Raw genomic sequence first — 24,278 nt, forward strand, 5'->3', positions numbered from 1 at the left:
GACACTCACCCCCGTCGCCCGGTGGCGTCGTCGATCAGCCGAGCGGCCGCGGCGCGCGCGTGCAACAGCGCCGAGGTGTCATTGAGCGACGTCGCCAACGCCGTCGCTCCCTCGAACAGCACCATCAGCTGATTACCCAGGGCATACGCGTCGTCCGCGCCGGCCTCCTCGGCCACCCCGACGAGCCGCTCGGCAAAGCGCCGCTTGTGCGTACGGATGATCTCGTCGATGCCCGCCCATTCGCCCGCGGACTCGACCGCGGCGTTGTGAAACGGACAACCCCGAAACCGCTCCACCGGCCGCGCCTCGAAGATCGCCAGAAGTCGTTCCCGGGGAGTGAGGTCCGTACGGTCCAAGGGCCGCTCCATCGGTGTACCCGACTGGTCAAGTGTGCGCAGGTAGTTCTCGACGAGTTCGGTCTTGCTCGAGAAGTGTTGATAGAGCGTCCGTTTCGACACCTTGGCCTCTTGGATCACCGCCTCGACACCGGTGGCGTTGATGCCGTTGCGGTAGAACAGTCTCGCGGCGGTGGCGGCGAGGCGTTCTCGCGCTCCCCGGCCACCATGGGACGCCTTGGTGGTCATGCATGCGAGTATACCGATCGGTACCATAGCTACATGGACCTGCGTGAAGGAGACGATGTGACCCACCCATTCGACGCGGCGATCCAACTCGAAGCCGGCGGACAGGGTCTGGCGGGCCGCACGGTGCCCGAATACGCCAACATGGTCGGGCCGTTCGGCGGGGCGAGCGCCGCAGCGCTGCTGCGCGCCGTTGAGCTGCATCCCGAGCGCGCCGGTAGCCCTGTGGCACTCACCGTGAACTTCGCGGCACCGATCGCCGACGGCGAGTTCCACATCGACACCAACTTGGTGCGGGCCAATCGCACCAACCAGCACTGGACCGTGTCCCTGCATCAGGGTGATGGTGTAATGGCCACGGCTACGGCTGTTTTCGGAACCCGACGCGATACCTGGTCCGACATCGAGGCCCAGATGCCGGACGTGCCCGCTCCGGAGTCGGTGGAGCGGACGCCGGGGCCCGAGGGCATCCGGTTCCTGCAGAACTACGACCTGCGTTTCGTCGCCGGACCCCCGCCCGTCGACGGCGTGGCCCGACCGTCGTCGACGACAACGCTTTGGGTGCGCCACGATCCCGTCCGAGATCTCGACTTCAGCGCACTGGCCGCGCTTTCCGACATCTTCTACCCGCGAATCTTCCTGCGTCGGGGCGAACCCGTCCCGGCAGGGACCATCTCGATGACGGTGTACTTCCACGTCGAGGATGCCGAAGTGGTCGGCCTGGGCGATGACTATGTACTGGCGACCGCAGCGGGTCAGCAGTTCGCGCGGGGTTACTTCGATCAGACCGCCCAGCTGTGGTCTCGTGACGGCGCCCTGCTCGTGACGTCCAGCCAGATCGTTTACTACAAGTACTCCTTCGGCGGTTAGCGCCGAGAACGCCCGGTATTCCCGAATATGGGAAATGTCACTGGGTCTAGCCCAGTGGGTACCGATCGGTGTACTTTGATGCGCAGCATCGAAGGAGGCAGTCATGCAGCATCTCGTCGCAACCCAGTTCGGTTCGCCTGAGGACTCGATCGAACTCACCGACAGTCCCGAATCCACCCCCGGTCCGAATCAGGTGTCGGTACGCCTGGAGGCGGCCGCCATCAATCCGTCGGATCTCCTGTTGATACAGGGCCGCTACCTCGCACGCCCGAAACTGCCGGCGACCGTCGGCGCCGAAGGAGTCGGTACCGTGGACGCCGTCGGCGACGGTGTGGACAGCGGCATCATCGGCAAGCGCGTAATCCTTTTGCCGACATACGAATACGGCACCTGGTCACAGCAGGTGGTGGTACCCCGCGATGACGTCGTCGAGGTGCCCGATGCCGATCCTCTGCAACTGGGGATGCTGACCATCAACCCGCCCACCGCCCACCTGCTGTTGGAGCGGGCCGACCTGAAGGTCGGTGACTGGGTCGGTCAGACCGCCGCGAATTCGGCCGTCGGCCGGTTCGTGGTGGCGCTCGCGAAGCGACGCGGCCTGAAGACGCTGAACGTGGTCCGGCGCGAGGACGCCGCGGCCGAAGTCAGGGAGCTCGGGGGCGACGTCGTCCTCGTCAGCGGACCTGACCTGGGCTCCGAAATCGGCGAGGCCCTCGGAGGGCGGCAGTTGAGCCTGGTTCTCGATCCGCTGGGCGGCACACACGCCGCCAGCCTGGTCGAGGCGCTGAAGTTCGGTGGCACCGCCATCGCCTACGGCTCGCTGACCGGCGCGCCGACGGGCCCGTCCACCGCCGCGCTGTTCGCCAAGGAGATTCGGTACACCGGTTTCTGGCTTGGCAATTGGTACTTCACCGCGCCGCGGCAGGAGATCGCCGACACGCTGACCTACCTCGCCGGGCTGGTGGCCGACGGCGAACTGTCGGTGCCCGTCGAGGCCACCTATCACCTCGACGAATACCAGAAGGCGTTCGCGCACGCCCAGGCCACGCAGCGGGGCGGCAAGGTCTTGTTCACCTTCGACTGACGTCCACCCCGAGGAGATCCCATCCATGACGACCAACCCCATCCTGGTGACCGGTGCGACAGGACGCCACGGCAACACCGGCGAGTACCTAGTGCGACGCCTGCGCGAGGAGGGCCGCACGGTGCGGGTGCTGGCTCGCACCCTTGGCGAGCGCACTGATCGCCTCACCGCACTCGGCGCCGAAGTCGTCGTCGGCGACCTGCATGACCGACGGACGCTGGTCCCCGCGCTGACCGATGTCGACCTGGCGTACTTCACCTATCCGATCGATGCGGGCGTCATCCCGGCGGCGGCCAATTACGCCGCGGCCGTGCGCGAGGTCGGGCGCCGACCGAGGACTGTCGTGATGTCGATGGGGCCTTCGCATCCCGAAAGCCCGAGCGGTCTCGGGCGGGCGCAGTGGCTCGCAGAGGAGATCCTGCAGTGGGCCGGCCTCGAACTGCTCATTCTTCGGGTAGCGGCGCTGTTCCACGAGAACCTCGCTGTGCTGCATGGTCGTTCGGTTCTGGAGCGTGGAGTCATCCGCAACTCGTTCGGGCCGAATGAAGTCGCGTGGATCAACGGCGGCGATGCCGCGGAACTGGCCTTGACCGCGCTATTGCGGCCGGAGCGATTCGCCGAACCGATCTACTACGCGAAGGGTGCGGAGGTGCTCAGCCACACCGAGATCGCCGCGCTGATCACTGAACTCAGCTCCGTGGACGTCCGCTACGAGGCCGTCACGCAGGAGGAGTGGCGCCGCGATCTAGAGGCGCAGTCTCAGTACGCCGGTGAGAATGTTGTGAACCCCGCAATGGCACAGCATATTTCGGCGGTGGGCGACATGGTGGCGCGGAGTGGACGCACACTGCCCGCCGACGCGGATGCACTGCGCGACCTCATCGGCCGCGAGCCGGTCACAGTACGCGACTATCTGCAGGCCAACCTCGCCGGGTTCGCGGCACACCAACCCGTCTGACGCGCCGTCGGTCTTTCCCGCCAGCAGACGCGCACACCCCCTATTTCCGTGCGATTTGGGGGTGTACGCGTCTGCTCACGTCTGCGTCGTAAACAGGAAGACCAGGAACGCGACATACGCGCACACCATGGCGGCGCCCTCGCCACGATGGACTCGTCGGCCGGTGATGAAGATGGGGATACATACCAACGTCACGGCGACCATGATCGGGATGTCGATCCGCACCAGTGCAGACGGCAACTCGAGGCCGCCTGTGGGTACCAGACAGGTGACGCCGAGGATCAGCAGGATGTTGAAAATGCTGCTGCCGAGTAGGTTCCCGACGGCGATGTCCCGGTCGCCGCGCAACGTGGAGACGACGGTGGTGACGAGTTCGGGTGCAGTCGTGCCGATTGCGACGACCGTCAGCCCGATCAATGCATCGGATACGCCGAATCCGCCGGCGATGCCGACCGCGGCGTCGACAAGCCGGTCGGCGCCCAGCACGATGATCGCGATGCCGCCGACCATCATCGCCACATGCAGGGCGGTGCTGCGGCCGCTCGGAGCATCGGCGGGGTACGCCTGGACGAATTCAGCTGCGGTGTCACGGGTTTCCCGTCGAGCTGTCTGAATCACGGCGAAGGTGTAGACCACCGCGCACACGACCAGGATTGTCCCGTCGACACGGGACAGCACACCATCGAATGCCAGGATCAGCAGCAGGATCGCGGCGGCCGCCATCACCGGCAGTTCGAATCGAAGCGTGCGCATCTCGATGGCGAGCGGCAGCATCCACGCGCTCAGGCCGAGTACGAACAGCAGATTGATCACGTTGGCGCCCGCGATGTTGCCAACTGCCAGCGCGCCCGTCCCTTCCGACGCGGCGACCACGCCGATCGCCAGTTCGGGCATGCTCGTGCCGATCGCCACCACAGTCAGGCCGATGACGATCGCGCTGATACCCAGTCGCGAGGCGATCTTCGTCGCACCGCGCACCATTACTTCCGCCCCGGCGACCAGGGCGGCCAACCCCACCACGAACCACGCCGCATGCGCAACCACTAACGTCGAGTCTCCTCGCGAGCAGACGCGTACACCCCCAAATCACGCGGAAATAGGGGGTGTACGCGTCTGCTCGGCAGCCAGAGTTCAGCTGGCGAGGTTGGTGCGCTCCAGATGACCGGCGATCCGCCGCACCAGCTCGTTTGGATACTTGCGGACGTCGTCGACAACCATTGGGACAGTCGTCCACCCGCACTCCGCCAATCTGGCGGATTTCATGCGGTCGTGTTTCCACCCGTCAGGGTTGGCGTGCCATTCGACGCTGTCGTACTCGGCGACCACTCTCGCGTCGGGCCACGCGAAGTCCACCCGCCACAGGTTTCCGTGAAGATCTCTGATCTCGTACTGCAATTCGGGTGAGGGTATGCCGCCGTCGACGAACACCAGGCGCGCTTCGCTTTCCATTGGTGACTCGGCGCGTGCGTCGGCGAGCTGCAGAAGTTCGCGGACCTGAACGATGCCGCGTCGCCCCTTCTGTTCCTCAACCGCCGCAACCAGCTCTAGCTGCGAACAACACTCCGCATGCAACGCGGCATCGAGAACCGCGAGTGCCCGTGGTCGACGCAGGGTCCTCGCGACCTCGACAGCCGTCCATGCGGGGGCCGTCACGAGCCGACCACCGACACGCCTCAGCGGCGCACCGACTCGTTGATGCACCATCACTGCCGGCGAAGGCCTCACGCGAATACCCGGATCGAGAATGTGCAGCCGCGGATCCGGTTCGGTATTGAACCCGTACATTTCGGCCGCAGTCTGCATGCAGGCAACAATGCGCTCGCCACACGCGAGGTCAAGCGCAGCAAGTCTGGCGGATATATCGGGCGCCTTCGACGCGTACACGCCGCGTCGCACTCGGAACAATTTGCCCGCTCGAACGGCATATTCCAATGCCTTCGGCGACATGACGGCGAGCAACTGTCGTGTGGTGGCAACACCACCATTGGCCGCAAAGATATTTTCGGCCGCCTCGTTAGACACGTCTCGCATGCTTGCGGGTGGCCAACCGCAGCGAAAGCCCACGACACAGGAGCCTGTGGATAACCCCGGTGAAAAGACGCGAACACCCCCAAAATCGCCAGATTTTGGGGGTGTTCGCGTCTGCTCGCGCAGTAACTAGTTAGCGGTAATCGCTGTAGCCGTAGTCGTCCAACGGCACTGCGGCACCGGTCGCCTGGCCGAAGTCCGGGCTGTAGTACTGATCCTCGTAGGACGGGATCGTGTACGCGGCCGCACGTGCTTCCTCGGTCGGCTGCACCTGGATGTTGCGGTAGCGGTTGATGCCGGTACCGGCCGGGATCAGCTTGCCGATGATCACGTTCTCCTTCAAACCCTGCAGCTTGTCGCTACGGCAGTTGATTGCCGCATCGGTCAGCACGCGAGTGGTCTCCTGGAACGACGCCGCCGACAGCCACGAATCCGTGGCCAGCGATGCCTTCGTGATACCCATCAGCACCGGACGACCCGCCGCGGGCTCGCCACCCTCGGCAACGACCCGACGGTTCTCGGTCTCGAACTCGCCACGCTCGGTCAGCGAGCCGGGCAGGAACTCCGTCGCACCCGAATCGATGATCGTGACGCGCCGCAGCATCTGCCGGACGATGACCTCGATGTGCTTGTCGTGGATCGACACGCCCTGAGCGCGGTAGACCTCCTGAACCTCCTTGACGAGGTGGATCTGCACCTCGCGGGGGCCCTGGACACGCAGCACCTCGTGCGGATCGGCCGAGCCTTCCATCAGCTGCTGACCCACCTCGACGTGGTCGCCGTCGGACAGCAACCGCTCGGTGCCGTCGTCGTGCTTGAACACCTTCAGGCGTTGACGACGAGACAGCTTGTCGTACACCACTTCTTCGCCACCGTCATCCGGGATGATGGTGATCTTGTAGAAGCGCTCGCCCTCCTCGAGTTGCACGCGTCCGGAGACATCGGCGATCGGCGCCTTGTCACGCGGGATACGGGCCTCGAACAGCTCCTGCACGCGAGGCAGACCACCGACGATGTCGCTACCACCAGAGACGCCACCCTGGTGGAACGTCCGCATGGTCAGCTGCGTACCGGGCTCACCGATGGACTGCGCGGCAACGATGCCGACCGCCTCGCCGATGTCGACGAGCTTGCCCGTCGCCATCGAACGGCCGTAGCACATCGCGCACACGCCGGTGCCGGTGCCGCAGGTCAGCACGGAGCGGACCTTCACCTCGGTGATGCCGGCAGCCAGCAGCGCCTCGATCGCCGGGTCACCCAGGTCGTGGCCACGCTCGACGATGACGTTGCCGTCGGCGTCGACCGCGTCCTGCGCCAAAGTGCGGGCGTAGGCCGAGGTTTCGATGTGCTGATCGCGGATCAGCGTCCCGTCGGGCTGCTTCTCGGCCAGCGTGACGTTGATGCCGCGCTCGGTCTCGCAGTCGGTCTCGCGCACGATGACGTCCTGGCTGACGTCCACCAGACGACGGGTCAGGTAACCCGAGTCAGCGGTACGAAGTGCCGTGTCCGCCAGACCCTTTCGCGCGCCGTGGGTGTTGATGAAGTACTCCAGCACCGTCAGGCCCTCACGGAACGAGGACTTGATCGGACGCGGGATGAACTCACCCTTCGGGTTGGTCACCAGACCCTTCATGCCCGCCAGCGTGCGGGTCTGGGTCAGGTTGCCCGTGGCGCCCGACTTCACGATCGTGATGATCGGGTTGTCCTCGGGGTAGTGCGCCTCCAGCGCCTCACCGACCTCTTCGGTGGCGTTCTGCCAGATCTTCACCAACGCCTCGTTGCGCTCGTCGTGGTTGAGCGCGCCGCGCTGGTACTGCTTCTCGATCCGGTCGGCCTCGAGCTCGTGACGCTCCAGGATCTCCTGCTTCTGCGGCGGCACAAGCACGTCGGCCATCGAGACGGTGACACCCGAACGCGTGGCCCAGTAGAAGCCGGCGTCCTTGAGTTTGTCCACCGTCTGCGCGACGACGATCATCGGGTAGCGCTCGGCCAGATCGTTGACGATCCGCGCCTGCACCTTCTTGTGCATCTGCTCGTTGACGAACGGATACGCCTGCGGGAGAAGCTCGTTGAACATCACCCGGCCCAGCGTGGTCTCCGCCGTCCAAGCATCGCCCGGCTTCCAACCCTCCGGGAACAGCTCGGCCTCGACGTCGGCGGGCGGACGCAGCTGCGTCAACCGCACCTTGATCTTGGCGCGAACGCTCAACGCACCGCGGTCCATCGCCATGATCGCCTCGGCGGGTGAGCTGTACACACCCGTCTCCGGCTTGTCCTTGGCCGCAGGCGTGTACTCGCCGGTGTCGCCCTCGATCATGGTGGTCAGGTAGAACAACCCGGTCACCATGTCCAGACGCGGCATGGCCAACGGGCGGCCCGACGCGGGCGACAGGATGTTGTTCGACGACAGCATCAGGATGCGAGCCTCGGCCTGCGCCTCCGCCGACAGCGGAAGGTGCACGGCCATCTGGTCACCGTCGAAGTCGGCGTTGAACGCCTCACACACCAACGGGTGCAGCTGAATTGCCTTGCCCTCCACCAGCTGCGGCTCGAAGGCCTGGATGCCGAGGCGGTGCAGCGTCGGTGCACGGTTCAGCAACACCGGGTGTTCGCCGATGACCTCTTCGAGGACGTCCCACACCTGGGGACGCTGACGCTCCACCATCCGCTTGGCGCTCTTGATGTTCTGCGCGTGGTTCAGGTCGACCAGACGCTTCATCACGAACGGCTTGAACAGCTCCAGGGCCATCAGCTTGGGCAGACCGCACTGGTGCAGCTTGAGCTGCGGGCCCACCACGATGACCGAACGGCCCGAGTAGTCGACGCGCTTACCGAGCAGGTTCTGACGGAACCGGCCCTGCTTGCCCTTCAACAGATCCGACAGCGACTTCAGCGGACGGTTGCCCGGTCCGGTGACCGGACGGCCGCGACGGCCGTTGTCGAACAGCGCATCCACCGACTCCTGAAGCATGCGCTTCTCGTTGTTGACGATGATCTCGGGCGCGCCGAGGTCGATCAGCCTCTTGAGTCGGTTGTTGCGGTTGATGACGCGGCGGTACAGGTCGTTGAGGTCCGACGTCGCGAACCGGCCACCGTCGAGCTGCACCATCGGGCGCAGCTCCGGCGGGATCACCGGAACCGCGTCGAGCACCATGCCCATCGGCGAGTTGGTGTTCGACTGGAACGCCGCGACGACCTTCAGGCGCTTGAGAGCACGAAGCTTCTTCTGGCCCTTGCCGTTACGGATCACGTCACGCAGCTCTTCGGCCTCGGCGTCGATGTCGAAGTTCTCGATGAGCTTCTTGATCGCCTCCGCGCCCATGGCGCCGGTGAAGTACTCGCCGTAGCGATCGACGAGCTCGCGGTAGAGCACCTCGTCGACGATGAGCTGCTTCGGGGCCAGCTTGGTGAAGGTGGTCCAGATCTCCTCGAGCCGGTCCAGCTCACGCTGGGCCCGGTCGCGGATCTGACGCATCTCGCGCTCGCCGCCGTCACGCACCTTGCGCTTGACGTCGGACTTGGCGCCCTCCTCCTCGAGCTCCTTCATGTCGGCCTCGAGCTTCTGCGCCCGGGCCTCCAGGTCGGCGTCGCGCTGATCCTCGACGGCCTTGCGCTCGACGGCCATCTCGGCCTCGAGCGTCGACAGCTCGTTGTGGCGCATCTCCTCGTCGACCGCGGTGATCACGTAGGCCGCGAAGTAGATGATCTTCTCGAGATCCTTCGGGGCCAGGTCGAGCAGATAGCCCAGGCGCGAAGGCACACCCTTGAAGTACCAGATGTGCGTGACGGGAGCGGCCAGCTCGATATGGCCCATCCGCTCACGACGCACCTTGGCGCGAGTGACCTCGACGCCGCAGCGCTCGCAGATGATGCCCTTGAAGCGGACACGCTTGTACTTGCCGCAGTAGCACTCCCAGTCGCGAGTCGGCCCGAAGATCTTCTCGCAGAACAGGCCGTCCTTCTCGGGCTTGAGCGTGCGGTAGTTGATGGTCTCCGGCTTCTTGACCTCGCCGTAGGACCAGTTGCGGATGTCGTCCGCGGTCGCGAGACCGATACGGAGTTCATCGAAGAAGTTGACGTCTAGCACGTAACTCCCTTTCCCCTTTCGGGACTAGAAACTATTAGGCCAAGTCCTCAACGGACGCAGATTCATTGCGGGACAGGTTGATTCCCAGATTCGCGGCAGCGCGCTCCAGGTCCTCGTCATCGCCGTCGCGCATCTCGATCGCGGCACCGTCCGACGACAGCACCTCGACGTTGAGGCACAGCGACTGAAGCTCTTTGAGAAGCACCTTGAACGACTCGGGAATGCCCGGCTCGGGGATGTTCTCGCCCTTGACGATCGCCTCGTAGACCTTGACGCGACCGACGGTGTCGTCGGACTTGATGGTCAAGAGCTCCTGCAGCGTGTACGCCGCGCCGTAGGCCTGCATGGCCCAGCACTCCATCTCGCCGAATCGCTGACCACCGAACTGCGCCTTACCGCCCAGCGGCTGCTGGGTGATCATCGAGTACGGGCCGGTCGAGCGGGCGTGGATCTTGTCGTCGACCAGGTGGTGCAGCTTCAGGATGTACATGTAGCCGACCGTCACCGGGTACGGGAACGGTTCACCACTGCGGCCGTCGAACAACTGCGCCTTGCCGTCGCCGTCGACGAGCGTGTCGCCGTCGCGGTTGGACAGCGTCGAGGACAGCAGACCCTGCAGCTCCTCCTCGCGGGCACCGTCGAACACCGGCGTCGAGACGATGGTGTTCGGCTCGACCTCGTGCATCTCCTCGGGCAGGTTGGCCGCCCAGTCCGGATTGCCCTCGATCTTCCAGCCGGCCTTGGCCGCCCACCCGAGGTGGGTCTCCAGGATCTGGCCGATGTTCATCCGTCGCGGCACGCCGTGCGTGTTCAGGATGATGTCGACGGGCGTGCCGTCGGGCAGGAAGGGCATGTCCTCGACGGGCAGGATCTTGCCGATGACGCCCTTGTTGCCGTGGCGTCCGGCCAGCTTGTCGCCGTCGGAGATCTTGCGCTTCTGCGCGACGTAGACGCGGACCAACTCGTTGACGCCGGCGGGCAGCTCGTCGTCATCCTCACGTGAGAACACGCGGATGCCGATGACCTTGCCGGACTCACCGTGCGGCACCTTGAGCGACGTGTCGCGGACCTCGCGCGCCTTCTCACCGAAGATCGCGCGGAGCAGCCGCTCCTCCGGGGTCAGCTCGGTCTCACCCTTCGGGGTGACCTTGCCGACCAGAATGTCGCCGTCGCGGACCTCCGCGCCGATGCGGACGATGCCGCGCTCGTCGAGGTCGGCCAGCACCTCATCGGAGACGTTCGGGATGTCCCGGGTGATCTCCTCGGCGCCCAGCTTGGTGTCGCGAGCATCGATCTCGTGCTCCTCGATGTGAATCGAGGTGAGCACGTCCTCTTCCACCAGACGGTTGGAGAGGATGATCGCGTCTTCGTAGTTATGACCCTCCCACGGCATGATCGCCACGAGCAGGTTCTTGCCCAGTGCCATCTCGCCGTTCTCGGTGCAGGGACCGTCGGCGATCACCTGGCCGGCCTCCACGCGATCGCCGGCGTCGACGATCGGGCGCTGGTTGGCGCAGGTGCCGTGGTTGGACCGCGCGAACTTGCGCATCCGGTAGGTGTGCCGGGTGCCGTCGTCGGCCATCACGGTGATGTAGTCGGCGGAGACCTCTTCGATGACGCCCGCCTTGTCGGCGACGACGACGTCACCGGCGTCGATCGCGGCACGCAGCTCCATGCCGGTGCCGACGAGCGGCGCCTCGCTGCGGACCAGCGGAACCGCCTGGCGCTGCATGTTCGCACCCATCAGGGCGCGGTTGGCGTCGTCGTGCTCGAGGAACGGAATCATGGCCGTCGCGACCGACACCATCTGGCGCGGCGACACGTCCATGTAGTCGACCTCGGTCGCCGACACGAACTCGACCTCGCCGCCCTTCCGGCGAACCAGGACACGCTCCTCGAGGAAGCGGCCCTTCTCGTCGGTCGGTGAGTTGGCCTGCGCCACGACGTGGCGGTCCTCCTCGTCGGCGGTCAGGTACTCGATGTCATCCGTAACGACACCGTCCTTGACCTTGCGGTAGGGCGTCTCGATGAAGCCGAACGGGTTCACCCGCGCGTACACCGACAGCGAGCCGATCAGGCCGATGTTCGGGCCTTCCGGCGTCTCGATCGGGCACATGCGGCCGTAGTGGCTCGAGTGCACGTCGCGCACCTCGAGGCCGGCACGCTCACGGGACAGACCGCCGGGGCCCAGCGCCGAGAGACGACGCTTGTGGGTCAGGCCCGACAGCGGGTTGTTCTGGTCCATGAACTGGGAGAGCTGGCTGGTGCCGAAGAACTCCTTGATGGCCGCCACGACGGGACGGATGTTGATCAGGGTCTGCGGCGTGATCGCCTCGACGTCCTGAGTCGTCATCCGCTCGCGCACGACGCGCTCCATGCGGGACAGGCCCACCCGGATCTGGTTCTGGATCAGCTCGCCGACGGTACGCAGACGACGGTTGCCGAAGTGGTCGATGTCGTCGACCTCAACGGGGACCTCGACGCCGCCGGGAGCGGTCATCGTCTGATCGCCCTGATGCAGGCGCACCAGATACTCGATGGTGGCGACGACGTCCTCTTCGGTCAGCGTCGAGCTGGTGATCGGCTGGCCGGCGTTGAGGCCCAGCTTCTTGTTCACCTTGTAGCGGCCGACGCGGGCCAGGTCGTAGCGCTTCTCCTTGAAGAACAGGTTCTCCAGCAGGGTCTGCGCGGACTCCTTGGTCGGCGGTTCGCCCGGGCGCAGCTTGCGGTAGATATCCAACAGCGCCTCGTCCGTGCCTGCGGTGTTGTCCTTCTCCAGCGTGCCCATCATGATCTCGGAGAAGCCGAAGCGCTCCACGATCTGCTCGTTGGTCCAGCCCAGCGCCTTCAGCAGCACGGTGACCGGCTGACGACGCTTGCGGTCGATACGCACACCGACGGTGTCGCGCTTGTCGACGTCGAACTCCAGCCACGCACCGCGGCCGGGGATCACCTTGACGCTGTGCAGCGTCTTCTCGGTGGACTTGTCGATGCTCTCGTCGAAGTACACACCGGGCGAGCGGACCAGCTGGGACACCACGACACGCTCCGTGCCGTTGATGATGAAGGTGCCCTTCTCGGTCATCATCGGGAAGTCGCCCATGAAGACCGTCTGACTCTTGATCTCACCGGTGTTGTTGTTGATGAACTCGGCGGTGACGAATAGCGGCGCCGCGTACGTCATGTCCTTGTCTTTGCACTCGTCGACCGGGGCCTTTACCTCGTCGAAGCGCGGGTCGGAGAACGACAGCGACATAGAACCCGAGAAGTCCTCGATCGGCGAGAGCTCGGTCAGCACCTCTTCGAGGCCGCCGACGGGCTCGATGGCGTCGCCGCGGAGCTTGGCGTTCTCGCGCCAGCGATCCGATCCGATCAGCCACTCGAAAGACTCGGTCTGAACGTCAAGTAGCCCCGGAACCTCGAGCGGCTCACGGAGCTTTGCAAAGGAAATTCGGTTTGGTGCTCCTGGTACGGAGTTATTGGTTGCTACTGCTGACTTGGATTGGCGGGACCCTGCCAAGATGCATCCTTCCAGCACCTCATGCGACGATCCGGATGGCCTCAAAAGGCTTGAGCGCCGTTCCGTTCATATCGCGATATCTGCGTCGGTTTGGCTGGCTTCTCAAGCCCAAAAGTGCCCGTAAGCAGGACACACGACTAGATCACTGAGCGGACTCAGGCTAAAACATCGGTGTCAGGTGCGGGTTTGGAGGGCAGGATGCAGCCAGCGCAACGTCCAACAGTACCGCAGGACGGCGTATTCCTCAACCACCGCACGTACGGACAGCCGGGACGCTGGCTGGCGACTCGATCCTTCTCATCCATCCGTACATTGCTGACCAACAGATTGGCCCTTCGAAGCCCTTCCGTCAAGAGATAACGCGGTGTTTGGTGTGGACTTTTACGTTGATACCCGGTTTGCGGAGGCTCAAGCGGTGACCGTATTCGTGCATCGGGCGCTCGTTCCGGGTAAGTCCCCTGGTGTGGTGGGGTTTCGGGAGCTGAGGCCGATGGTGCTGGGTGTGTCGTTGCCGGTGTTGGGGTGGGCCATCGCGTAGTGGTCAGTGAGTTACCTACCAAGTGACTCAACAGGAAGACACACGACGCGATGACCCAGGATCATTCTGCCCTGCTTGCCCAGCTCGACGCGCTCAAGTCCGCTGATGCGAGCGCAGTGTTTGCCGAATTGATCCGCGCCGGCCTGCAGCAGCTCATCGAGGCCGAGGCCACCGCCACGATCGGCGCGGGCCGCTATCAGCGCAGTGACGAACGCACGGTGCACCGCAACGGGCACCGCCCGAAGACAGTGTCGACCACCTCAGGCGATATTGAGGTGCAGATCCCCAAGCTGCGGGCTGGGTCGTTCTTCCCGTCGCTGTTGGAGCGGCGCCGCCGTATCGACAAGGCGTTACACGCGGTGATCATGGAGGCCTACGTGCACGGCGTGTCGACCCGCAGTGTCGATGACCTGGTCGCGGCGATGGGCGTCGCGGCGGGGTCTCAAGTCGGAGGTCTCACGGATCTGCGCGGGCCTGGATAAGGAGATCGAGGCGTTTCGGACCCGCAGCTTGACCCACACGCAGTTCCCGTACGTGTTCTGCGACGCGACGTTCTGCAAGGTGCGTATCGGGGCGCACGTCGTCTCTCAGGCCCTGGTGGTGGCTACCGGGGTCTCCCTCGAGGGCACCCGTGAAGTGCTGGGCACTGCGGTCGGTGACAGTGAGTCCTTCGAGTTCTGGCGAGAGTTTCTGGCGTCGCTGAAAGCCCGCGGCCTGACTGGGGTGCATCTGGTGATCTCCGACGCCCATGCCGGGCTCAAAGCCGCGGTGGCGCAGCAGTTCACCGGTTCATCGTGGCAGCGGTGCCGGGTACATTTCATGCGTAACCTGCACACCGCGGTCGCCGCCAAACACGCGCCGGCGGTGACTGCGGCGGTCAAGACGATCTTCGCCCACACCGACCCCGCCGAGGTCGCCGCCCAGTGGGACCGCGTCGCCGACACCCTGGCCCCTAGCTTCCCGAAAGTCGCGGCCATGCTCGGCGAGGCCAAGACCGACGTGCTGGCGTTCACCGCGTTCCCGCGGGCGCACTGGCAGAAGATCTGGTCGAACAACCCCATCGAACGGCTCAACAAGGAGATCAAGCGCCGCGCTGATGTCGTGGAGATCTTCCCCAACCCCGCAGCGTTCCTGCGCCTGGCCACCGCGGTAGTCATCGAAGCCCACGACGAGTGGCAGGTCACCCGCCGCTATCTTTCCGATGTCTCCATGGACGAACTACGCGCCGTCATCGAGACAAAACACGCCGCGGCAGCACTTGTCAAACAACACCAAATCACCTAGCGTTCAACATGACTCGTTGATCGCAACGCGTGAACCACGCCAGATCCGAAGTCCACCACTCCCCGGGACGCTATCCTCGTTCCGACCTCCTCCCGCAGACACCCCGGCTGCAGCGTGAACAGTCCCGCACTCAGCGCCATGAACGGTTCGAGGAAGTTCAGCAGGTAGGGCCTGCGCAGCGAATTCGGCAGGTCAACCAGGGTGGCCCGACCTGCAGGGGTGTCGATCGTGCGGGTCTCTCCGCGCTGCAGGTAGATGCCCTGGTCGGTGTTGCCGGCGAACATGTCGTTGACCCAGCCGACCATCAGGATCTGGGCCGCCGCAACGTTTTGCGGGCTGGAGAAACCCGCCACCAGTTGCTGCGCGAACTGAATCAGGAAGTTGCCGCCGCGCATCGTGTCGACGTGGGAGCCGCCGGCCAGCGTCACACCGTAGAAGTCGGCGTTGGGGCGCGCCTGCATCAGCGCGGCGGTGCCGTTGCCGAACATGTTCCACATGTACTTGGGCGCTGCGAGCTGGTAGATCGGGATACCGTCGTCGACCTTTCGCAGATCGCTGGCCATCCGGCCGTTCAGACCGACGCCGTCGAGCAGCACCACGCCGGCGAGCCGGTCGACGCTGCCGTTGTCGGTCATGTAGCCGGCGATGCCGGAGACCGCGCCGCCGCCGAGCGAGTGGCCCATCAACACCACCCGGTCGGGAATCGGGCCGTTGTAGCCCGCCGCGGCCGCGCTCTCGGCGAGCGCCGTGTTGTCGTCTGTGAACAGCCCGGCCATCGCTTGGTGCATCGGCGCACCGCCGAGCCAGCACTGGCCGTAGTCCAGGAAGTTCGAGGTGATCGACGGGGCGACGACGATGCTGTTGGTCTGTTCGGCCAGCGTGGCGGCGGTGTAGCTGTACCACGGCCCGGCCGCGAGGAATCCGTGCTGCAGATAGATGAGCCGATCCGGCTGCGAGTTCTTGGGGACGTACCAGTCGGCGGGCACACTCTCGCCGGCTCCCGGCGCGCACCCGCAGTCGATCCGCAGCCTCGAGCTGTACACCGTCACCGTGCTGTTGGGCGGAAGCATGGGTGGCCCGCCGAACAGCTGGATGACGAAGCCGTACAGGCCGAAGACGATCGTGCCGATCACGTCGAGCAGGAGGTTCAAGGGTGTCGCGGTCGCGACGGCGGTGACCTGGGTCCGGGCGGTGGACGCCACCGCGACGGCCGTGAGTTCGGGATCTTCGGTTTCTGCGAAGGTGGTGTCGAGCGCCAGCGTCGTGAATTCCGTTGCGAATTCCCGGGCTTCTCCGGGTTCGGTTTCGACGACTGGCGTCTCTTTCTCGACGTCCTCTCCGGTGGTCTTCGCGGCGTTTCCGAATTGGGTGTCGACGCTCTGGGTCAGGCCCCGCTCGATCGTGGGCGTCTGTGAACCGCCCGACGTGTCGAATGCCGCGCTCGCGTCGTTGTGGCCGGTGTCTATCTCCACCGCGGTGGTGTCGGCTTGGATGACCTCGTCACCGCTGGTGACCTCGTCGTCGGTCGTCTCGTTTTGAGTGTTCTCGTCGGACTTCTCGGCTTGAGCGTCCGTGCCGTCGTCGGTCTTCTTCTCGTCGTCCTTTTTGGCGTCGGCTTTCTTCTCGTCGGCTTTCTTCTCGTCGTCCTTCTTGGCGTCGCCCTTCTTCTCGTCGTCCTTCTTGTTCTGCTCACTACCGGTGCGGGAATCGCCTTGCTTGGTTCCGTCGTCGCTCTTGGGGCCCGTCGCCGACCCAGCGCCGTCGCTCTTGCTTCCGGTGGAATCCGACGACGATGACGTCGATGTGTTGCCGCCGTCGCTGGACGCGCCTTCGGTAGCCATTGCGATCCCCGACCCGGCGAACAACCCTGCCGAGACCCCCACGGTGACCACGCCGGTCGCCATCCACACCAAGACCCGGTCGACCATGCACCCTCCTGTTCGCTGACCGCCAGAAAGATAACGTGCATTGTCAGCTCAATTGGGCGGTTCCGAGATTCCGAGCCGAACCGGAGCGTTTGCTCAGGTGGTGGCTCTGTTAGCGCGGTGCGACGCTAAGAGGCGACTCGCTCGACGCGGATCGGCACCCCGGTCAGTCGCGCCATGCCGGCCAGCCGCTCGATGTCCTCGGGGTTGCTGGACGTCAGCTTGTTCACGTTGGCGCCGCCCGCGCGGTTGGCCAGCCGCCACCCGCCCGTGCCCTTGTGCCCCCAGCCGTGCGGTACCGCGACCACCCCGGCGACGATGTCCTTGGTGACGATGACGGGCACCTCGATCTCGCCGTGCGGCGACGCGATGCGCACGACGTCGCCGTCGACGATGTTCGCCGCGGCCGCATCGTCGACGTGCATGCGCGCACGCTGGCTGCGCTCACCGCGCATCAGCAGCGGCGCGTTGTGCATCCACGAATTCTCGGACCGAGCCTCGCGCATGCCGATCAACCGCAGCGGATATCCCTCGGGTGCTTCGCGGCGCGCGAGCTTGTCGACCTCGGCGGCGATGTCGTCGTGGCGCAGCCGCACCCGGCCGCCGCGGTATACGACGATGTTCCTCAGCACCCCCTCGCGCAGGTGCGGCGTCACCACGATGCCGTGCGGATGTTCCGCGGTCAGGCGGGTGAAGGACAGCCCGCCGCGACGCAGCCCGAACCGGTCCCCCGCCTCGCCGAGCCGGATGACGGCGTCGACCAGTAGCCGTGGGGTGAGCCGAACACCGAAGAGTGACAACGCCTTTCGCGCAGCGGCCAGCATCGCGAACCCCGGTGTCCGTCGCGTCAGCCGCGAAGTGAGATCGTCGATGATCTCCCACTCGGGACGGGCCTGCCCCACCGGGGCGATGACGGCCTCGGTGGCCTGCCGGAACGGAGTGGGCTGCAGCGTCTGGAACGGCAGCGGAAAGTCGTCGCGCTCGTACATCGACGCCGCGGGTAGCACGTAGTCGCAGTGCGCCAGCGTCTCGTTGACGTACAGATCGATGCCGACCATCAGCTCCAGGGACTCCAGCGCGGTCTCCAGCTCCTCGCCGTTGGGCACCGACAGCACCGGATTGCCCGCGCTGACGAACAGCGCCTTGACCTGACCGCGGCCGGGCGTCGTGATCTCCTTGGCCATCACCGCGGCGGGCTCGGATCCGAGCACCGACGGGAAGCCGCCGATGCGTGAGCGCCTGCGCGAGTAGGTCGACCGCAGCAGCGCGGCACCGGCCTTGCCCAGCCAGCGCTCGCCGGGCAGCCCGAAGCGGCCGAACATGCTGCCGCCCGCCACGTCGAGGTTTCCGGCCACCAGGTTGACCGCGTCGAGCAGATACGTTGTGAGCGTGCCGTTTTCGCCGATGCTGGTGCCGACGCGGCCGTATACCGCGGCGCGTTTGGTGCGTGCGAGGTCGCGAGCCAGTGACCGGACCGTGTCGGGATCGATTCCGGTGCGCTGCGCCGTCGCCTCCGGGGTGAACGGTCTGGCCAGCTGCTCGAGCCACGTGGCACTGTCGGCCTGGCGGGCGAGCCGCGTCCAGTCGACGAGGTTCTCGCCGAACATCACGTGCAGCAGCGACAGCAGGAGGTAGGCGTCGCCGTCGGGCACGATGCCCAGCCATTCGAATGCTGCGGCCGTTTCCGTCTTACGCGGATCGACGACGAGTACGCGGCCACCGCGCTTGACGATGTCCTGCATGCGATCCTTGATCCGCGGGGCCGTCAGCACACTGCCATGGGACACAACGGGATTCGCGCCGACCACGACGAGCAGATCGGTGCGAAGGACGTCGGGCACCGGCAGCGCCAGCGGCGAGCCGTACAGGAGCTGGCTGGCCACGAACCGGTTGTTGACGTCCTGACTGCCTGCGGTGAACACGTGAAATTTGGAGCCGAAGCCGAACATCAACGTATTCAGACTGAGCGTGTGGCTATAACTGAACGCGCCGGGGTTGCCGTAGTACCAGCCGATCGCGCCGGATCCGTGCCTGCGGTGGATGTCGGCCAGTCGGGCCGCGATGTCGGCCATAGCCTCGTCCCAGCCGACCGGTTCGAAACCGCCGCCGGGCCTACGCCGCAGCGGTTCGGTGACCCGGTCGGGATCATTGACGATCTCGCTGAACGCGATGCCCTTCTGGCAGGCGAAACCAGCCGAGATCGGGTGGTCCTTGTCGGGGCGCAGCGCCGTGAGGCGACCGTCCTCGACCGTCGCGATCATGCCGCACAGCGGCTCGCAGATCCGGCAGAACGTCGGCTTGTGCTCGGTCGTCATGCCCTCTTCGCCTCCGGATGGGACCGTTATGCATTAACGGGTTGATCCCCCGCACTAAGTGCAGACAATCAACCCGCTAACAGCAGTCCACGGCGGCGAACCCGCGACGAGATCTACCTCTCGACGGTCGGGATGACGCCGGTCGGGGCGTCCTCGTCGTGGTGGTGCCGCGTGGTGGGCTCCTCCGCGAACTGGCTGGTGTGGTACCGGTGAGTGCCCTCGAGGTCGTCGCGAATCGCCTCCTGCGCCTTCGGCGGCAGGGTGTGCAGGATTTCGCGGACACGCGCCTGGCGACGGGCCACGGCCCGACGTTCCGGCATGCCCGGCGTCGCCTGGATCTGCGGCGGCACGCCCTCGATCTCCTCGACACCGCCGTCGTGGTGGCCGGCGTCCATCATGGCCTGCTCTTCGGCCATGGTCGACTCGTCCTTTTCCTCGGACATGCCGATGGGGCCGATACGGCGGCCGTTGAGGAACTGCTTGACGACGGGCTCGTCGCTGGTCAGCAGCACCTCGCGGGGGCCGAACATGACCAGGTGCTTACGGAAGAGCATGCCCATGTTGTCCGGCACCGTGCGCGCGATGTTGATGTTGTGCGTCACGATCAGGATCGTGCAGTCGATCTGCGCGTTGATGTCGATGAGCAGCTGGGAGAGGTAGGCGGTACGCACCGGGTCGAGACCCGAGTCGGGCTCGTCGCAGAGGATGATCTGCGGGTCGAGCACCAGCGAGCGGGCCAGGCCGGCACGCTTGCGCATACCGCCGGAGATCTCGCCGGGGAACTTGTTCTCGTCACCGCCCAGACCCACGAGGTCGAGCTTCTCCATGACGATGTTGCGGATTTCGCTTTCCTTCTTCTTGGTGTGCTCACGCAAGGGGAAAGCGGTGTTGTCGTACAGGCTCATCGAGCCGAACAAGGCACCGTCCTGGAACATCACACCGAACAGAGTGCGGATCTCGTAGAGCTCCTTGGCGGTGCACTCGATGATGTTGGTTCCATCGACGATGATCTTGCCTCGCTCGGGACGCAGCAGGCCGATCAGCGACTTCAGGAAGACCGATTTGCCGGTACCGGATGGGCCCAGCAGCACGCTGACCTCGCCTGCCGGAATCTCCAGCGTGACGTCCTCCCAGATTCGCTGGGGCCCGAAGGACTTGGTCAGTCCCTCAACCTGAATGCCAATGCCCACGCGCGCGATCCTTCCGCCAAAAATGTTCGCCGGCCACATGCCTCCCGCCTGTGGCTTGAGTCACTGTAGCGCACGGCCAACGGCGCCACCGGACTAGTGTCAATACAGATATTGACGCTGGTGAAATTTAATTTTCACACTGCTGTCAGCCTAAACCATAAATTGCGGCAAAACCCCTCGGTATGGGCGTGCGGCGCCGGTTCAACAGAAAAAGCCCCCGGCGAACCGGGGGCTTTTCCGTGATGCTGCGGCTACTTGACGGTGACCGTCGCGCCTGCGGCCTCGAGCTTGGCCTTGGCGTCGTCGGCGGCCTCCTTGGCGACCTTCTCGAGCAGCGGCTTGGGAGCCCCGTCGACCAGGTCCTTGGCCTCCTTGAGGCCCAGGCCGGAGACGATCTCGCGGACAACCTTGATGACGCCGATCTTCTTGTCGCCGGCGCTCTCGAGGATGACGTCGAACTCCGACTGCTCGTCGGCGGCCTCGGCGGGCGCACCGGCAGCGGCCGGGCCTGCGGCCGCCACAGCGACCGGGGCAGCGGCGGTGACCTCGAAGGTCTCCTCGAACTTCTTGACGAACTCAGAGAGCTCCAGCAGCGTCAGTTCCTTGAACGCGTCGAGCAGCTCGTCGGTGGACAGCTTGGCCATGGTTGAACCTTTCCTACTTTTTTACGTGTGGGTTTGTGACGGGGTTATTCGGCGGGTGCCTCTGCAGCAGCCGGAGCCTCCGCAGCAGCGGGCGCCTCGGCGGCCTTCTTTTCTTGCAATGCGGCGAACAGCCTGGCGGCCTGCGCCTGCTGCGCGGTGAACAGCCCGGCAGCCTTCGATAGATTGGCCTTCATCGCGCCGGCCAGCTTGGCCAGCAACACCTCACGCGACTCCAGATCGGCGATCCGCTCGACCTCGGAGACGCTCAGCGGGCGGCCATCCATGTAGCCGCCCTTGATGACGAGCGCCTTGTTCTCCTTGGCGAACTTCTTGATCGCCTTGGCGGCGTCGACGGCTTCACCCTTGACGAACGCGATCGCGGTGGGCCCGACGAAAAGCTCGTCGAGACCCTCGATGCCCGCCTCCGCCGCGGCACGCTTGACCAGCGTGTTCTTGGCGACCGTGTAGGTGGCGGAATCGCCGAGCGAACGGCGCAGGTCTTTGAGGTTGGCAACCGTCAGTCCGCGGTACTCGGTGACGAGCGTCGCCGTCGAGCCCTTGAACTGTTCGGCGATGTCGGCAACCGCGGTGGCCTTGTCAGCCTTGGCCATGCATGCCTCCTCGTAGATGGGGACCGCGGGACCGAGAGGAATCACGTCCGGAAATGACGAACGCCCCGACGCAGACAGGTCGGGGCGCGCAAATAGAGCACTAGCCTCGTCCTCCTGCGTGGGCCGCCGGGCAATCCCGGACCTTCAACCGACTTCTCGGTGACCAACGGTCTTCGGTAGAACGCCGCAAGAATAGCCGACCACCCGCCGATCAGCCAAAACGCGTACCCGACGGCTGCGATTTCGGCGTGCTCAGTCTCGCTGAGCGTGACCAGTCACGCCGAAACCACCTTGGCGATCGCTGTCAGGGCGGCCAGATGGTCGTCGACGGTCTTGAGTCCCCGACCCATGGTGTTGATGGTGACGTGGCTGGCCCCGGCGTCGGCCCACTCCGCCAACGCGGTCGCGGCGGCGTCGGGGTCGGCGGTGTTGATCCGTCCTTCCATGCCGATCGCTTCGGGGTCGCGACCCGCCGCGATCGCCGCGTCATTGACCACCCGGCGGGCGTCGTCCAGCTTCGGCCCTGGACTCATCATCGGGAACCAGCCATCGGCGAGCCGCCCGATCCGCTCGTACCCCTTGGTCGCCGCCGAGCCGATCCACACCGGGATCGGCCGCTGCACCGGAAGCGGCGCCAGGCCGGCGCCCGTCACCGTGTCGAACTTGCCCTTGAACGTGACGCTGCGCTCGGTCCACAGCCGTCGCATGAGCTCGATCTGTTCCTCCGACCGCACGCCCCGGGTTTTGAAGTCCTGCCCAAGCGCCTCGTATTCCACTGCGTTCCAACCGATTCCGACGCCGAGCCGGAACCGACCCTGCGTCAGCAGGTCGACCTCGGCAGCCTGCTTGGCGACCAGCGCGGTCTGGCGCTGGGGAAGGATGATGATGCCGGTGACGAACTCGAGGGCTGTCGTCGCCCCCGCGAGGTAGCCGAACATGACGAACGGTTCGTGAAACGTGGTGTCGATGTCGTAGGGCCCATCCCAGTTGGCATGAACGGCGGGATCGGCGCCGACGACGTGGTCGTACGCCAGGACGTGCGTGTACCCCAGCTCCTCGACTCCCTGCCCGTAGGCGCGTACCGCACCGACGTCACCGCCTAGTTCTGTCTGGGGAAACACCACACCGACACGCATATGCACATACTTTCACCCGCGATGTGGGCGTGCGCAGTCACGCTCAGCGAGACTCAGCACGCCGAAACCACCAAGGCCGCCGCGCCGACGAGGCCGGCATCGCCGCCGAGTTCGGCGGGCACGACGCGCAGATCGCGGATGAAGTCCAGCCCGGCGTAGGCGTCGAGTGCCTCGCGAAGAGGGTCGAACAACAGCGCGCCGGCTTTGGCGACACCCCCGCCGATGACGACGAGGTCGAGGTCGCAGACCGCACCGACCGACGCGATCGTCGCGGCCACGGCCGTCGCACCCCTTTTGAAGGCACGTAGTGCGATGGCATCGCCCGCCGCCGCCGCGTCGGCCAGTTCCTTGGCATCGGCGTCTGCGGGCGCCTCCCAGCCATGCTCCCTCGCCCACTGCGCCATCCGGGGACCGCTCGCGATCGTCTCGACGCAGCCGCGGCCCCCGCACGCGCACGGTCGACCCTCGGGGTCCACGACCACATGGCCGACGTGTCCCGCGTTGCCGGTCCGACCGTCGTACGGCGCACCGTCGAGCACCAGTCCGCCGCCCACGCCCGTCGACACCACCATGCCGAGCATGAACTCGGCGCCCCGCCCCGCGCCGCGCCACCGCTCCCCCATCGCCATGCAGAGCCCGTCGCCACCCAGTCGCACGGGCGCGCCGACGATCGCCGACACCCGCTCGACGATCGGGAAGCGGCGCCACTCGGTGATGTTGATCGGGCTGACGGTGCCCGCGAGCAGATCGATCGGCCCGGCGGACGCGACGCCCACGCCGCGCACGGCACCGCCCGCCACCGCGAGCGCCTCGGTGACGAGCGAATCGACCACCGTCCACACCGCCTCGGCGTCCCCGTCGGGCGTCGGCAGCTTCGCGTGATGGACCAGTGCCCCGTCGTCGTCGACGAGACCCGCGGCGATCTTCGTGCCGCCGATGTCGATTGCGAGGGTGAGGTCGCTCATCAGTGTCGGTGGGTGTTGTCGGGCTGTCGCGGATCGCCGGGGTGCTCATAGCCGGGCGCCAGTTCGACGAGCGCGGCGCAGCGGGCGTCCAGCCACAGCCGGAACGCGCGACGCCGGGCCGCGGCGCGCAGGTGGTCGGCGACCTCCGCGCGGTCGGCGAAGCGCATCGGGTTCCGCGCCTGGTACGCCGCGACCGCGTCGTCGGTCACGTCGACGGCTTCCGTGATGCTCGCAAACAGCGCCCGCGCCAACGGATCGGCGAGCACCGACGCAGCGACGCTACCGATCTCGAGCCGTACGGTCACGTTCGGCAACAGCTCGGCCTCGGACGGCGCGCCATCGGCGGTCAATCCACGAGCCGTCGCCTCCGCGGCCACGACGCGTTCGGTGACGAGAAGCTGTGTCAGCCAACGCCTCAGCTGCCGCCCCTCGCTGGTGCCGGGACGCGGCAACGACGACGCGGCACGCGATCCTCGCAGCTGCGCTTCCCGCGCGTCGACCTCCGCAACCGACACCGGCACCCCGTTGACCATCGCCGCGAC

The 24,278-nt window shown here is 65.8% G+C and carries 17 protein-coding genes and 1 pseudogene; 5 read left to right on the forward strand and 13 right to left on the reverse strand.

What is annotated here, in order from left to right:
- Positions 1 to 5: 5 nt before the first annotated feature.
- Positions 6 to 584: a TetR/AcrR family transcriptional regulator gene (locus tag G6N43_RS26995; protein WP_083156170.1), complete on the reverse strand. Its 579-nt coding sequence runs from the start codon at positions 582 to 584 to the stop codon at positions 6 to 8.
- 33 nt (positions 585 to 617) lie between these two features.
- Between G6N43_RS26995 and G6N43_RS27000 the strand changes: the two genes are divergently transcribed.
- From G6N43_RS27000 to G6N43_RS27010, 3 genes are all read left to right on the forward strand, one after another.
- A complete protein-coding gene (locus tag G6N43_RS27000; protein ID WP_083156117.1) occupies positions 618 to 1,451 on the forward strand; it encodes an acyl-CoA thioesterase in 834 nt (277 codons plus the stop codon).
- 103 nt (positions 1,452 to 1,554) lie between these two features.
- Positions 1,555 to 2,535 carry a zinc-dependent alcohol dehydrogenase family protein gene (locus G6N43_RS27005; RefSeq protein WP_083156119.1) on the forward strand — a complete coding sequence of 327 codons (981 nt, stop codon included), beginning with the start codon at positions 1,555 to 1,557 and terminating at the stop codon, positions 2,533 to 2,535.
- 25 nt (positions 2,536 to 2,560) lie between these two features.
- Complete coding sequence (locus G6N43_RS27010; protein WP_083156121.1) at positions 2,561 to 3,493, forward strand: NmrA family NAD(P)-binding protein; 933 nt, start codon at positions 2,561 to 2,563, stop codon at positions 3,491 to 3,493.
- A gap of 75 nt (positions 3,494 to 3,568) precedes the next feature.
- On the opposite strand, the gene G6N43_RS27015 is transcribed toward G6N43_RS27010, so the two are convergent.
- From G6N43_RS27015 to rpoB, 4 genes are all read right to left on the reverse strand, one after another.
- The gene (locus tag G6N43_RS27015; RefSeq protein WP_083156123.1) at positions 3,569 to 4,537 is read right to left on the reverse strand and encodes a calcium/sodium antiporter; all 969 of its coding nucleotides are present in this window, start codon (positions 4,535 to 4,537) and stop codon (positions 3,569 to 3,571) included.
- Positions 4,538 to 4,624: 87 nt separating this feature from the next.
- Complete coding sequence (locus tag G6N43_RS27020) at positions 4,625 to 5,524, reverse strand: type IV toxin-antitoxin system AbiEi family antitoxin domain-containing protein (RefSeq protein ID WP_083156125.1); 900 nt, start codon at positions 5,522 to 5,524, stop codon at positions 4,625 to 4,627.
- A gap of 130 nt (positions 5,525 to 5,654) precedes the next feature.
- Entirely contained in the window at positions 5,655 to 9,608 is a 3,954-nt protein-coding gene (locus tag G6N43_RS27025) for a DNA-directed RNA polymerase subunit beta' (protein WP_083156127.1), read from the reverse strand.
- Positions 9,609 to 9,642: 34 nt separating this feature from the next.
- Complete coding sequence (rpoB, locus tag G6N43_RS27030; RefSeq protein ID WP_163658224.1) at positions 9,643 to 13,146, reverse strand: DNA-directed RNA polymerase subunit beta; 3,504 nt, start codon at positions 13,144 to 13,146, stop codon at positions 9,643 to 9,645.
- Between the two features lie 397 nt (positions 13,147 to 13,543).
- On the opposite strand from rpoB, the gene G6N43_RS30905 reads away from it, so the two are divergent.
- Together G6N43_RS30905 and G6N43_RS27035 are read left to right on the forward strand one after the other, a co-directional pair.
- A complete protein-coding gene (locus tag G6N43_RS30905; protein WP_263991961.1) occupies positions 13,544 to 13,666 on the forward strand; it encodes a hypothetical protein in 123 nt (40 codons plus the stop codon).
- A gap of 50 nt (positions 13,667 to 13,716) precedes the next feature.
- Positions 13,717 to 14,950 (forward strand): annotated as a pseudogene (locus G6N43_RS27035) (IS256 family transposase).
- On the opposite strand, the gene G6N43_RS27040 reads toward G6N43_RS27035, so the two are convergent.
- From G6N43_RS27040 to G6N43_RS27075, 8 genes are all read right to left on the reverse strand, one after another.
- Positions 14,947 to 16,878, reverse strand: a complete 1,932-nt coding sequence (locus G6N43_RS27040; RefSeq protein WP_179967871.1) for an alpha/beta hydrolase family protein — start codon at positions 16,876 to 16,878, stop codon at positions 14,947 to 14,949. The pseudogene G6N43_RS27035 and the gene G6N43_RS27040 overlap by 4 nt on opposite strands.
- A gap of 125 nt (positions 16,879 to 17,003) precedes the next feature.
- A complete protein-coding gene (locus G6N43_RS27045) occupies positions 17,004 to 19,190 on the reverse strand; it encodes a molybdopterin-containing oxidoreductase family protein (RefSeq protein ID WP_083157245.1) in 2,187 nt (728 codons plus the stop codon).
- Between the two features lie 113 nt (positions 19,191 to 19,303).
- Positions 19,304 to 20,380 carry an ABC transporter ATP-binding protein gene (locus tag G6N43_RS27050; RefSeq protein WP_083157246.1) on the reverse strand — a complete coding sequence of 359 codons (1,077 nt, stop codon included), beginning with the start codon at positions 20,378 to 20,380 and terminating at the stop codon, positions 19,304 to 19,306.
- Between the two features lie 251 nt (positions 20,381 to 20,631).
- On the reverse strand, positions 20,632 to 21,024 hold the full coding sequence (gene rplL, locus G6N43_RS27055; protein WP_083157247.1) for a 50S ribosomal protein L7/L12: 393 nt from the start codon (positions 21,022 to 21,024) through the stop codon (positions 20,632 to 20,634).
- 44 nt (positions 21,025 to 21,068) lie between these two features.
- Entirely contained in the window at positions 21,069 to 21,635 is a 567-nt protein-coding gene (rplJ, locus tag G6N43_RS27060) for a 50S ribosomal protein L10 (RefSeq protein WP_083157281.1), read from the reverse strand.
- Between the two features lie 275 nt (positions 21,636 to 21,910).
- A complete protein-coding gene (locus G6N43_RS27065; protein WP_083157248.1) occupies positions 21,911 to 22,771 on the reverse strand; it encodes an LLM class F420-dependent oxidoreductase in 861 nt (286 codons plus the stop codon).
- Positions 22,772 to 22,824: 53 nt separating this feature from the next.
- On the reverse strand, positions 22,825 to 23,736 hold the full coding sequence (locus G6N43_RS27070) for an ROK family protein (RefSeq protein ID WP_083157249.1): 912 nt from the start codon (positions 23,734 to 23,736) through the stop codon (positions 22,825 to 22,827).
- The gene (locus G6N43_RS27075; protein ID WP_083157282.1) at positions 23,736 to 24,269 is read right to left on the reverse strand and encodes a DUF7158 domain-containing protein; all 534 of its coding nucleotides are present in this window, start codon (positions 24,267 to 24,269) and stop codon (positions 23,736 to 23,738) included. Before G6N43_RS27075 ends, G6N43_RS27070 begins: the two co-directional genes overlap by 1 nt.
- Between the last annotated feature and the right edge of the window lie 9 nt (positions 24,270 to 24,278).

It is taken from the genome of Mycolicibacterium moriokaense (assembly GCF_010726085.1).
In the GTDB taxonomy this organism is placed as follows: Bacteria; Actinomycetota; Actinomycetes; order Mycobacteriales; family Mycobacteriaceae; genus Mycobacterium; species Mycobacterium moriokaense.

What these genes read in the sequence shown, in the direction of transcription:
- rplL (WP_083157247.1), bottom strand. Translation starts at nt 21,024, where the DNA reads ATGGCCAAGCTGTCCACCGACGAGCTGCTCGACGCGTTCAAGGAACTG.
- G6N43_RS27005 (WP_083156119.1), top strand. Translation starts at nt 1,555, where the DNA reads ATGCAGCATCTCGTCGCAACCCAGTTCGGTTCGCCTGAGGACTCGATC.
- G6N43_RS27045 (WP_083157245.1), bottom strand. Translation starts at nt 19,190, where the DNA reads ATGACGACCGAGCACAAGCCGACGTTCTGCCGGATCTGCGAGCCGCTG.
- rplJ (WP_083157281.1), bottom strand. Translation starts at nt 21,635, where the DNA reads ATGGCCAAGGCTGACAAGGCCACCGCGGTTGCCGACATCGCCGAACAG.
- G6N43_RS27000 (WP_083156117.1), top strand. Translation starts at nt 618, where the DNA reads ATGGACCTGCGTGAAGGAGACGATGTGACCCACCCATTCGACGCGGCG.
- G6N43_RS27065 (WP_083157248.1), bottom strand. Translation starts at nt 22,771, where the DNA reads ATGCGTGTCGGTGTGGTGTTTCCCCAGACAGAACTAGGCGGTGACGTC.
- G6N43_RS27040 (WP_179967871.1), bottom strand. Translation starts at nt 16,878, where the DNA reads ATGGTCGACCGGGTCTTGGTGTGGATGGCGACCGGCGTGGTCACCGTG.
- G6N43_RS27075 (WP_083157282.1), bottom strand. Translation starts at nt 24,269, where the DNA reads ATGGTCAACGGGGTGCCGGTGTCGGTTGCGGAGGTCGACGCGCGGGAA.
- G6N43_RS27070 (WP_083157249.1), bottom strand. Translation starts at nt 23,736, where the DNA reads ATGAGCGACCTCACCCTCGCAATCGACATCGGCGGCACGAAGATCGCC.
- G6N43_RS27010 (WP_083156121.1), top strand. Translation starts at nt 2,561, where the DNA reads ATGACGACCAACCCCATCCTGGTGACCGGTGCGACAGGACGCCACGGC.
- G6N43_RS26995 (WP_083156170.1), bottom strand. Translation starts at nt 584, where the DNA reads ATGACCACCAAGGCGTCCCATGGTGGCCGGGGAGCGCGAGAACGCCTC.
- G6N43_RS27020 (WP_083156125.1), bottom strand. Translation starts at nt 5,524, where the DNA reads ATGCGAGACGTGTCTAACGAGGCGGCCGAAAATATCTTTGCGGCCAAT.